This window comes from Prosthecobacter sp. (assembly GCF_044227185.1).
GTDB lineage: Bacteria > Verrucomicrobiota > Verrucomicrobiia > Verrucomicrobiales > Verrucomicrobiaceae > Prosthecobacter.
The window spans coordinates 97,483-107,985 of the sequence record NZ_JBGAFO010000001.1 but is presented as its reverse complement, the minus strand read 5'-3'; the positions used below and the strand labels follow the sequence as shown (position 1 = coordinate 107,985).

At 61.8% G+C, this 10,503-nt stretch carries 8 protein-coding genes; 4 read left to right on the top strand and 4 right to left on the bottom strand.

Translation table 11 applies throughout. The annotated features are described in order from the left end of the window. Positions 1–16 precede the first annotated feature (16 nt). Genes hflC through ACILSQ_RS00410 form a run of 3 tightly spaced genes read right to left on the bottom strand, consistent with a single transcriptional unit; the run spans position 17 to position 3,067 of the window. On the bottom strand, positions 17–1,075 hold the full coding sequence (hflC, locus tag ACILSQ_RS00420) for a protease modulator HflC (protein WP_395741587.1): 1,059 nt from the start codon (positions 1,073–1,075) through the stop codon (positions 17–19). Continuing rightward, positions 1,072–2,061 carry an FtsH protease activity modulator HflK gene (gene hflK / locus ACILSQ_RS00415; protein ID WP_395741586.1) on the bottom strand — a complete coding sequence of 330 codons (990 nt, stop codon included), beginning with the start codon at positions 2,059–2,061 and terminating at the stop codon, positions 1,072–1,074. The genes hflC and hflK overlap by 4 nt, the downstream gene beginning before the upstream one ends. 37 nt (positions 2,062–2,098) lie before the next feature. Further along, on the bottom strand, positions 2,099–3,067 hold the full coding sequence (locus ACILSQ_RS00410) for an NAD-dependent epimerase/dehydratase family protein (protein WP_395741585.1): 969 nt from the start codon (positions 3,065–3,067) through the stop codon (positions 2,099–2,101). 58 nt (positions 3,068–3,125) lie between these two features. On the opposite strand from ACILSQ_RS00410, the gene ACILSQ_RS00405 reads away from it, so the two are divergent. Beyond that, positions 3,126–3,998, top strand: coding sequence for an NAD(P)-dependent oxidoreductase (locus ACILSQ_RS00405; protein WP_395741584.1), 873 nt, complete (start codon positions 3,126–3,128; stop codon positions 3,996–3,998). Positions 3,999–4,360: 362 nt separating this feature from the next. Here the strand turns inward: ACILSQ_RS00405 and ACILSQ_RS00400 are convergent, their stop codons facing one another. Further along, on the bottom strand, positions 4,361–5,116 hold the full coding sequence (locus ACILSQ_RS00400; RefSeq protein ID WP_395741583.1) for an SDR family NAD(P)-dependent oxidoreductase: 756 nt from the start codon (positions 5,114–5,116) through the stop codon (positions 4,361–4,363). Between the two features lie 412 nt (positions 5,117–5,528). Here ACILSQ_RS00400 and ACILSQ_RS00395 point away from each other — a divergent pair, with 412 nt between their 5' ends. From ACILSQ_RS00395 to ACILSQ_RS00385, 3 genes are all read left to right on the top strand, one after another. After that, positions 5,529–6,893 carry a DUF1501 domain-containing protein gene (locus tag ACILSQ_RS00395; protein ID WP_395741582.1) on the top strand — a complete coding sequence of 455 codons (1,365 nt, stop codon included), beginning with the start codon at positions 5,529–5,531 and terminating at the stop codon, positions 6,891–6,893. Positions 6,894–7,206: 313 nt separating this feature from the next. Next, on the top strand, positions 7,207–9,636 hold the full coding sequence (locus tag ACILSQ_RS00390) for a serine protease (RefSeq protein ID WP_395741581.1): 2,430 nt from the start codon (positions 7,207–7,209) through the stop codon (positions 9,634–9,636). Positions 9,637–9,700: 64 nt separating this feature from the next. Continuing rightward, complete coding sequence (locus ACILSQ_RS00385) at positions 9,701–10,492, top strand: GxxExxY protein (RefSeq protein ID WP_395741580.1); 792 nt, start codon at positions 9,701–9,703, stop codon at positions 10,490–10,492. Positions 10,493–10,503: the final 11 nt, after the last annotated feature.

Genomic DNA, 10,503 nt, shown 5'->3' with positions numbered 1-10,503 from the left:
AGAACAAGAAGCGGATCTAACGGCCCACATCCAGCAGGGTGGGCAGCTTCTGCAGCGGCGTAAACTCATTTGCCGCGGCTCCCGCGGCCGCTTTCGACGCCTGCGGATTGCTCGCCTTCAAAAAGCGAAACAGCTCGCTCTCCGTCGTGAAAATCATCGTCGTGTCCGCGGTGATCAGCGTCTTGTACGTCTCCATCGTTTTGAGAAACTCAAAAAGCTGCGACGCTTCCGGCGTCTGGTTGTACGCCTTGGCGTAGATCTCCGTCGCCTTCGCATCCGCCGCGCCCTCCAGCTCCTGCACTTTGCGGTACGCTTCAGACTCGATGGTCGCCAGGTCGCGCTCCCGCTCACCATTGATCTTCGCCGCCTCGCCCTCGCCTTCCGCACGGTGCAGCTTGGCGATCTGCTGACGCTCTGAAATCATGCGCTGGTGGATCGACTGGCTCACCGAAGGATCGTAGTCGATCCGCTTGAAGCGCACATCCAGCAGCTTGATGCCATAGCCTTCGATCTTCGGGATGGCATTCTTCAGCACCTCCGCCTCCAGCTCCACCCGGCCATGGGTGATCGGCGGCAGCACGCCGATGCGCAAATCCGCCGTGGAGGGCACACTCCCGCTCCCGCTGCTCGTGTTCGACACATCACGCACCGCCTTGCGGTCCTTCGTCGTCCGCACCGCCTCGATGAAATCATGCTTCGCGATCACGATCCGCGTCTCGCTCGCCAGGATGTCATCCAGCCGTGAAAGCGCACGCCGCTCGTCCGTCAGCTGCCGGAAAAACACCAGCGGATCGCTGATCTCCCACCGCCCAAACACATCCACCACCACGATCACCTTGTCCTTCGTCGTCATGTTCGCCGAAGGGCCGTCCCACTCCAGCACCCGCTTGTCCAGCCGGTTCACCGTTTGGATAAAAGGCGTCTTCCAGTGCAGCCCGGCCTTCTTGACCGGCTCGCCCACGGGCATGCCAAACTGCGTGATCACCACCTGCTCCGTCTCGCTGACGGTGTAGAAACCGGAGCTCAGCACGACCGCCAGCGCCAGGACAACAATCAGTAAAAGGGAGGCTTTCATCGTGTGGCAGGGGCAGGGGTTGTTTGGCGCAGATTCATCAGCGGCAGGAAAGACGAGGCCTTGTCATCCAGGATCACCTTGCCCGGCACCTGGGACAGCACCTCTCCCATTGTCTCCAGATACAGGCGCTTCTTCGTCACCTCCGGCGCCTTCAAGTATTCGGTCAGCACTGCTTGGAATCGCGCCGCATCACCCTCGGCCTCGTTCACACGCTTGGCCGCATAGCCTTCCGCACCCTTGATCTTCTGCTCCGCTTCACCGCGCGCCTTGGGAATGATCTGATTGTAGTTCCCGCTCGCCGTGTTGATGGCGGACTCCTTCTCCTGCTTCGCGCGGTTCACATCGCTGAAGCTCGCCTGCACATCCGCGGGCGGGTTGATGTTCCCGAGCTGGATCTGGTCAATGTGCACGCCCATGTTCAGCGCCGCCACCAGCTCGCGCAGGCGGTCCGCACATTTTGCCTCCATCTCCTGCCTCCCGATCGTCAGCACCTCGTCCACTGTGCGGTCTCCCACCACCTCGCGCATCACCGCCTGGGAGAGATCCCGCAGCGTCGGCAGCGGCTCGCGGAAGTTGAACACATACGCCACCGGATCGCTGACATGGTACTGCACCACCCACTCCACCAGCGCCGTGTTCAGGTCCCCCGTCACCATCGTCTTCTCACCCTCCCGGTCCTCGTACTCCGCATATTGATAGGGATTGGTCGCACCCTGAGTGCCAAAGCCAAACTCCAGCTTCTGCTGCCGCAGGATCTCCACCAGAGTCACACGGTCGATCCCCCATGGCAGCTTGAAATGCAGCCCCGGATTTTCCGTTTTCAAATATCCTCCAAAGCGCTGCACCACCGCCACGGACTCCGCCGGCACCTGATACACACCGGAGAAAACGCCGCCCAGCAGAAACAACGCCCCGAGGCCGATGAGGATGAGCCTGGGATTGAACCTTATTTGCGGCGCATTCGGGAAAGGTCGTATCGCACTCATGCCGCGAGGCTACCCCAATCCGGGGTCCCGGCAAAGCCTACTTCATTCCAAAGTCCATCACATATTGTTCTACGATCTCCTTAAGCGCCGGCGGTTTCGGCAGCCCGATCGCCTCCGCCCTCGCGCCATCCACCTGCTGCGGCCAGTTGTCCACGATCCCCTGAATCCGCGCATCAAAGGCATCCACGATCGGCCCCAGCTTGATCCCTTTTTCCGCCGCCACTTCCTGGATCACCTTCTCCGCGATGTTCGGCGTCACCCGGTGCGCAGGCAGCACATACGCGCGGTCCTTGCCCAGCTTCTCCTCCGGCACCTCGCTCAAAAAGATGAACGACTCAATCACCGTCCGGTACCCCGTCATCGGGTGCGGCTGGTCCCTCCGGATCGGCAGCATGCACGCCTCACCGTTCAGCGGTTCGCGAAACATCCCGCTCGCCCAGCTCGATGCCGCCGCATTCGGCTTGCCCGGCCGCACGATCACCGTCGGCAGCCTCACACTGCGTCCGTCAAAGTGGCCTTTGCGCGTGTGGTCGTTCACCATCATCTCGCACATCGCCTTCGTCATCCCATAGGTCGTCTGCGGCAGTTGCTTCGTCAGGTCAGACATCATCTGAGACATGTCCAGCCCCCCATACACCGCCACACTGCTCGCAAACACCACCCTCGGCCTTCCTTCCGCCGCACGCGCCGCCTCAAACACATTCCTCCCGCCCTCCAGGTTCACCCGCATCGCATCATCAAAGCGCTCCTCGCACTCTCCGCTCACCATCGAGGCCAGGTGAAAGATCACGTCAAACTTCGCCCCCGTCGCCGCCAGCACCGTCGCACGGTCGCCGATGTCGCCCTTCACATGCTTCACCCGCGCATCCGTCGGCTCACTGCGGAAAAACGCATCCAGCAACACCATCTCCGTGATCGCCTGCCCGCACCACGTGCCGCGTTCCAGGAGTTTCTGCGCAAGCTGTGAGCCAAGGAAGCCGCCGCCGCCGGTGATGATGATTTTCATGGTTGAGTAGGGAAGGAGTTTGCCATCAGGCCCGGCCTGATGTGAGTTCGCCCCCGACATGAGCAAGCCTCTCACAGGACACAAGATCGGATTCGTCGGACTCGGCAACATGGGCCGCGCCAATGCACGCCACCTCCATGAAGCCGGAGCCGACGTCGTCGTCTGGAACCGCAGCGCCCCGCCCGCAGAGGCCGCCGTCGCCCTCGGCATGCGCCGCGCCGCCACCCTCCCAGAGCTCGCCCGCGAGATCGGCCCCGGCATCATCTGCATCAATCTCACCTCGACCGACGTCGTCGAGCAGGTCGTCTTCGGCCCCGGCGGCCTCATCGAGGGCCTGCACCCAGACGCCCTCATCATCGACTTCGGCACCACCGGCGTCCCCGAAACCAAAAAATTTGCCGAGCGCGTGAACTGGGTGGACTCCCCCGTCTCCGGCGGCCAGGTCGGCGCCGAGGCCGCCACCCTCACCATCATGGCCGGCGGCAGTGCGGAAAATTTCCAGCGCGCCCTTCCCATCTTCCAGGCCGTCGGCAAAAACATCACCCACCTCGGCCCCGTCGGCAGCGGCCAGGTGACAAAACTCGCCAATCAGCTCATCGTCGCCCAGACCATCGACGCCGTCGCCCAGGCCCTCCGCCTCGCCGAGCTCTCCGGCGTCGATCCCGCCCTCGTCCGCAAAGCTCTCCTCGGCGGCTTCGCCGAAAGCCGCATCCTCGATCTCCATGGCGACCGCATGGTCCGCCGCGACTTCGCCCCCGGCGGCCGCGCCACCCTCCAGCTCAAAGACGTCCGCCTCATGTCCCAGCTCGCCGACTCCGTCGGCCTCGACTCCCCCACCCTGAAAAACTCCCTCGCCCAGTGGGAAAAATTCGTCCACGAAAAACACCTCGGCGACCTCGACCACAGCGGCCTCTTCCGCCTCTACGAGTAAAGCGAACTTCCAAGTTCGCTCGTGGTCTTACATGTTTGGACTTGGGTTCAAAGCCTTCCAAAAACACGCACACGATCGTCACGACGAAGCAAAGTAGCCTTGTTCCTGTGGAACAAGGAACGCTCCGCCTCACCCCAAGCGCTTATCACCAAAAAGCTCTGGAGAAATGAGACCGTTCATGACCTTCCAGTGCTCCACACGAGCGCCAGCATAGTGGTCCGCACCTCGCGAAGCGCGCCGAAGGCAATCCCCTGTGCGGCGCTCCGCTATCACGTCCCCAACGCTAGGGAGCCAAAAAACTCTGCCCCCTCTGCCTCTCCGCTCCTCTGCGGCAAAAAACGAGCGTCCCTTGCCTCCCCCCATCAAGAATGCATCACCTGCCCCCCATCAATATTGATCGTCTGCCCCGTAATATTCTTCGCATGATCCGAAGCTAAAAACGTCGCCATCGCCGCATACTCCTCCGGCATCTGCCAGCGCCCCAGGTGGGACACCTTCTGGATCTTCTCCGCAGCCCACGCATCAAAGCTCTGCCGCTTCTCCTCCGGCAGCTTCTTCTGCCCCGCTGCCCAGATGCTCTGGTTCAGCTCCGTCTTCACCATCCCCGGCGCCAGCGCATTCACGCGCACGTTATGCGGTCCCAGATCCTTCGCCGCACACTGCGTGAAATTGATCAGCCCCGCCTTCGACGCACTGTACGGCGGATCCGTCTGCGATCCCATCTGCCCCGCCACAGAAACCAGAAACAGCATCGATCCTCCCCCACGCTCGATCAGCCTCGGCGCAAACGCATGCGCCACATTCACCGCCCCGATCAGGTTCACCTCCAGCACCCGCGCCCAGTCTCCCGGCTCCAGATTCCAAAACGGAAACCCAAACTTCCCGGAGCCGATCCCCACGCAGAAAACCACGTGGTCCACACCCTCAAACCCCGCCGCAAATCCCTTCACCGCCTCATAATCCGTCACATCCCCCGCAGTCACAAAATCCGCCGTCTTCTCCCGGTCAAACCCGCGCACCACGCACCCCTCCGCCACAAACCCATCCGCAATCGCCCGGCCAATGCCACGCGCAGCCCCAAACACCGCCACCGACTGTCCCGCAAGATTCAAATTCATCCCCCACTATGAAACGCTCTGCCTGCATGTGCAAAGCCCACATCGATCCAGGCTGGTAGAAGACACCAATTGGACTAACACGCCTACGCTGCGCCTGATCCTGAAAGGATCACAGAAGGTAGCCAGGGGGCGAATGCCCCCTGGTAAGACGCCCACCACACGCCCCTCAAGGCCGCATGCCGGAGGCATGCCAGCACCGCGTTCACTTCCCACGTACCCCACTCAACGCTCACCACCACCCAGATCGGATCCATCAACTCTCCTCCCCATTCCCTTGCTCCTTCATTCCTTTGCCAAAATCCAAACCTCTCACACGAGCCATCGCTCCCCGAGTTCTCGGGGTCACGCAAGGAAACCCAGCCTCGCTCAGTAAACTCCACCACACGCTTCCCCGCAATCCCTCCCCAGTCCCATGAACGCGCCCTCCACCACCGGCTGCTCCGGCTTCCGTCAGATGAACCTTCGCCGCCGTGAGGCCATGCGCATCGGCTTCTGCAGCGCCCTCGGACTCAGCATGGCCGACCTCCTGAAACACGAAGCCCGTGCCACCGTCGAGCCCGGCTTCTTCAAGGAAGGAAAAGCCAAAAGCATCATCCACCTCCATCTCCCCGGCGGCATGGCCCAGCAGGAATCCTGGGACCCCAAGCCCGAGGCTCCCACCGAGTACCGCGGTGGCTTCGGCGTGGTCAAAACTAAAACCGGCGAAGTCTTCAGCGAAAACTTCACCCGCCTCTCCAAAGTCGCCGACAAGCTCACCATCGTCCGCTCCGTCGTTGGCAAGATCCCCGACCACCAGCAGGCCACCTACCACCTCTACACCGGCTACACCCCCACCACCGTCATCGACTACCCCCAGATGGGCAGCGTCGTGTCTCACCTCTTCGGCGTGCGCAGGGACATGCCCCCCTACGTCGCCATTCCCGCGATGCGCGGCTTTGAAGGCGGCACCGGATTTCTCAGCAGCAAGTACGGCCCCTTCCAGCTCAATGCCGACCCGGGTGCGAAGGGCGAGTTCAAAGTCCGTGACTTCAGCATCCCCGATGGCGTCTCCATGCAGCAGTTCGAGCGCCGCAAAGCCGCGCGCGACATCGTCGAAGGCCAGCTCCGCAAACTCGATGCCGACATCGACAAGCTCAACACCATGGACGACTTCTACAAAAGCGCCTACACCCTCCTCACCTCGGACGCCGCCCGCAAAGCCTTCTCCCTCGCCGATGAAAACGACGCCATGCGCGATCTCTACGGTCGTGGCTACGAGCTGAAACAGCGCGCCCCCGCCGCCGTCGGCGAGCGCCTCCTCCTCGCCCGTCGTCTCGTCGAATCCGGCGTCCGCTTCGTCAGTGTCAACTACGGCTCCTGGGACTCCCACGTGGACATCAAAGGCACCTGCACGGAATTCATGCCCGCGCTCGACCACGCCATCAGCGGCCTCATCACCGACCTCGATCAGCGCGGCATGCTCGACAGCACCCTCGTCATGGTCACCACCGAATTTGGCCGCACGCCCAAGGTCAACATGAGCAACGGCCGCGACCACTGGGCCCGAGTGTACTCCATGCTCCTTGCCGGCGGCGGCATCACCCGCGGCCAGATCTACGGCGCTTCTGACGCCACCTCCGCCGAACCCGCACGCGATGAAGTGAAGCTCGAAGACTTCCTCGCCACCGTTTACCACCAGCTCGGCATCGACTCCAACGAAGAGCTCATGGCCTTCGGCGGCACCCGCCCCATCGAGATCGTCAAAGACGGCAAAGTCGTCAAAGCCATTATCTCTTAAACCCACGATGCAAAAGACCCTCAGGGCATCGCGAGTGCGCCAGCAAAGTAGTCCGCACACTCCGTGTGCGGCATTTGGGCCGTCGCAAACACTCAGCACACAGAGATAAAACATCCCCCCCTCTCTCTGCGCCAGCTCTCATCCTCTCTCTCTGATTCCTCTGCCAATCCATTCCACTGCCACAAAACAGCGCCCCCTTCCGTCCCACCACCGACGCAGAAAAAAGGCACTCCCTTGTTCTGATCCCCCTCCGGCCATTCCCTTGTCCCCTCATTCCTTTGCTAAAAAACAGCGCCTTCTTCCTCCTATAGCCATGCGCTTTTTCCTCTGCTTCCTCTTCATCGCAGCCCCCGCCATCCTCCACGCGATGGTCCACCACATTGAGGCCGTCACCCCACGCGCTGGTCAGCGCGGCACCACCGTCGAAGTCATCCTCGACGGCGCCCACCTCAAAGACCCCCGCGAGATCCTCTTCTTCCGCCCCGGCATCCAATGCACCGAGGTCAAAGCCCTCCCGCCCATGCCCAAGGTCGGCCTCCACCACGGCGGCTACCGTGAAGACCAGGTCCTCTGCAAATTCGAAATCGCCCCGGACTGCCCCCTCGGTCTCCACCCCTTCAAGCTGCGCACCGCCACCGAGCTCACCACCCTCTCCACCTTCGCCGTCACCGCCCATCCCGTTTACCACGAGCAGGAGCAAAAGCAGGGCGCCAACGACACAACCGCCGAATCCATCCCCCTCAATACCACCGTCCACGGCCGCATCGACTCCGTCAAACTCAGCGATGTGGACCTCTACCGCGTCAGCGGCAAGGCCGGCCAGCACCTTTCCGTCGAAGTTGATTCCGTCTGGCTCACTGAGCGCCACTACGCCGAGTCCGAGTTCGATCTCATGGTCCGCCTCCTCGACGCCACCGGCAAGGAGCTCGCCCGCAATGACGACAGCGCCCTCCATCTTCAGGACCCCATCACCAGCATCGTCCTGCCCAAGGACGGCGACTACCTCGTCGAGATCAAGCAGCGCGTCTTCAAAGACGGCCCCCGCTGCTACTACCTCGCCCACATCGGTGATAACCCTCGCCCCCTCGTCGCCTACCCCGCCGGTGGCAGGGCAGGGGACTCATTGCAGGCCACCCTCCTCGGCGACCCCGCAGGCGAAGCAAAACTAACCCTCACCCTGCCCGCCACTCCCGGCGACTTCTCCCTCTACAACAAGATGCCCTCGCCGCTCCCCATGCGCGTGAGCGAGTATGACAACATCCTCGAAGACCGCACCGCCGCAGAAACTACCGTCAAGGCCCTCCCCGCCGCCCTCAACGGCATCATCGAATCCCCCGGCGATAGCGACTCCTTCAAGCTCTCCGTCAAAAAAGGCGAGCGCTGGCATGTGAAAGTCTTCGCCCGCTCTCTCGGCACCCCGCTCGACCCCCGCATCACCATCCAGCGCGTCGGCTCCGAATCAGCCGATGTCACCGCAGACGACGCCACTCTCGAAGACCGCGGCCTCTACGCCATGAGCCGCGCCATCCAGCGCAAAGAAATGATGGACCCCGCCATTGTCTGGGAGCCCAAGGAAGACGGCGACTACACTCTCAGCATCACAGACATGCGCGGCCTCGGCGATCCCACCTCCGTCTATCGCATCGAGGTCGAGCCCGTGCGCGCTGAGGTCAGCACCTTCCTCCAGGCCAAAGTCATCGACATGGTGGAATGCCCCCGGCTCACCGGCATCACCGTACCCCAGGGCGGGCAGTGGACCGTGAACGTCAATCTCGCCGACGGCCCCGGCAACACCTACAAAGGCGAGCTCGATCTCGTCGCCCACGGCCTGCCCCAGGGCGTCACCATGACCGCCCCACGCATCCGCGCAGGCCAGCGCCAGGTGCCCGTGCAGTTCGCCGCTGCAGCAGGGGTGAAACCCCAGTGCGCCCTCATCTCTCTCGAATGCAAAGCCGCAGACGGCACGCCGCTCGTCAGCCACTCGCAGCAGTCCTTCCCCTTCCTCGGCCACTCCGGCGGCCGCGCCTGGCATTCCTTTGTGGTTGATCACTACGCACTCGCCGTCATGGAGCCGCCGCCTTTCAGCATCGAAGTCGCGCAGCCGCAGATTCCCCTCTCACAAAATGGCGAACTCTCCCTCGCCGTCAAAGTCACCCGCCAGCCCGGTTTCACAGAAGACATTGAGTACCAGTTCGACTGGGTCCCTCCTGGTGTCGAAGGCGAGCCCACCATCACCCTTCCTGCCGACAAGAGCGAAGGCACCCTCCGCCTCAGCGCCAGTGCCTCCGCCGCGCCCGGTACCTATCAGCTCGCCATCACCGCCTCCACGGTCGGCGGCGAGTACTATCTTGGCACCGGCCGCTCCCGCACCTCCACCAAGTTCATCGACCTCACCATTGCCCAGCCCTACATCGCCCTGAAGAGCAACCCCACTGCCATCCGTCGCGGTGAAAAAGCCCAGGTCGTCTGGGACATTGAGCATAAAAAACCCTTCGAAGGCGAAGCCTCCGCCATCCTCCTCGGTCTCCCCAAAGGCGTGACAGTCGTCAACGACCCCAAACTCAAGCCCGGCGACAAACACCTCACCTTCGAAATCTCCGCCACCCCCGAAGCCCTCCTCGGTCAGTACAAAGAGCTCAGCTGTGAAATCACCGTCACCGAACGCGGCCAGCAAATCCGCCAGCGCATGGGCAAAGCCATCCTCCGCGTCGACCCCGCTCTGCAAAAATCAGCCCTCAAATGAACGCCTCTCTTTTGGCAAAGGAATGAAGGAGCAAAGGAATGACTGAATTTTCTACTTTCGACTGATGCCGATCAAGTGCGCCATATCCATCGACAATCTGACACGCGACGAATTCATCAGGCGCGATGAACTCGTAATGGACTGCGCCTATGCTGCCCAGAACAAGCTGGGTCGGCTTTGTGATGAACGTGTCTATGAAAATGAGTTGGCCGATCGCCTGCGCACAGCGGGGGTGAAAGACGTTGCCACACAAGTTCCGCTTTATGTGACGCATGGCCCGTTCACCAAAGAATATCGCCTCGACTTGGTCGCGGACCATGCAGTGTATGAATTGAAGACGGTCACCCAGTTTACTCGCGCTCATGATGCGCAGTTGTTCAACTATGCCATGTGCCTCGGCATCCGCTGCATCAAGCTCATCAACTTTCGTGGGAACAATGTGGATGGAAAGTTGCGCATCATGTCTGTCACTGCACCCGAACGGCATGCCGCCAAAATCAGCACAAACGATTGGCAGCCTCTATCGCCACGCTGCCAGCTTCTCAAACAACACCTCACCGGCCTCGTTGACGATCTCGGCGGCTTCCTTGAAGCCAGCCTCTACGAAGAAGCCCTCTCTTGCATTCTCGCCGCCCCTGAAACCCGCCTCACCGTCACCAGCAATGGAATTGAGCTTGGTACCCACGCCACACGCATGCTCGCAGACCACATCGCTTTTTACGTCAGCGGTCTCACCGAAAACATTCCCCGGCATCGCCCGCATCTTCAACGCCTCCTCGCCACCCTCCCATTGAAGGCCATCCACTGGATCAACTTCAACCGCCAGGAAATCACCCTGACCACCCTGATCAAATAAATCCGTCCATT

What these genes read in the sequence shown, in the direction of transcription:
- ACILSQ_RS00410 (WP_395741585.1), bottom strand. Translation starts at nt 3,067, where the DNA reads ATGAAAATCATCATCACCGGCGGCGGCGGCTTCCTTGGCTCACAGCTT.
- hflC (WP_395741587.1), bottom strand. Translation starts at nt 1,075, where the DNA reads ATGAAAGCCTCCCTTTTACTGATTGTTGTCCTGGCGCTGGCGGTCGTG.
- ACILSQ_RS00390 (WP_395741581.1), top strand. Translation starts at nt 7,207, where the DNA reads ATGCGCTTTTTCCTCTGCTTCCTCTTCATCGCAGCCCCCGCCATCCTC.
- ACILSQ_RS00400 (WP_395741583.1), bottom strand. Translation starts at nt 5,116, where the DNA reads ATGAATTTGAATCTTGCGGGACAGTCGGTGGCGGTGTTTGGGGCTGCG.
- hflK (WP_395741586.1), bottom strand. Translation starts at nt 2,061, where the DNA reads ATGAGTGCGATACGACCTTTCCCGAATGCGCCGCAAATAAGGTTCAAT.
- ACILSQ_RS00405 (WP_395741584.1), top strand. Translation starts at nt 3,126, where the DNA reads ATGAGCAAGCCTCTCACAGGACACAAGATCGGATTCGTCGGACTCGGC.
- ACILSQ_RS00395 (WP_395741582.1), top strand. Translation starts at nt 5,529, where the DNA reads ATGAACGCGCCCTCCACCACCGGCTGCTCCGGCTTCCGTCAGATGAAC.
- ACILSQ_RS00385 (WP_395741580.1), top strand. Translation starts at nt 9,701, where the DNA reads ATGCCGATCAAGTGCGCCATATCCATCGACAATCTGACACGCGACGAA.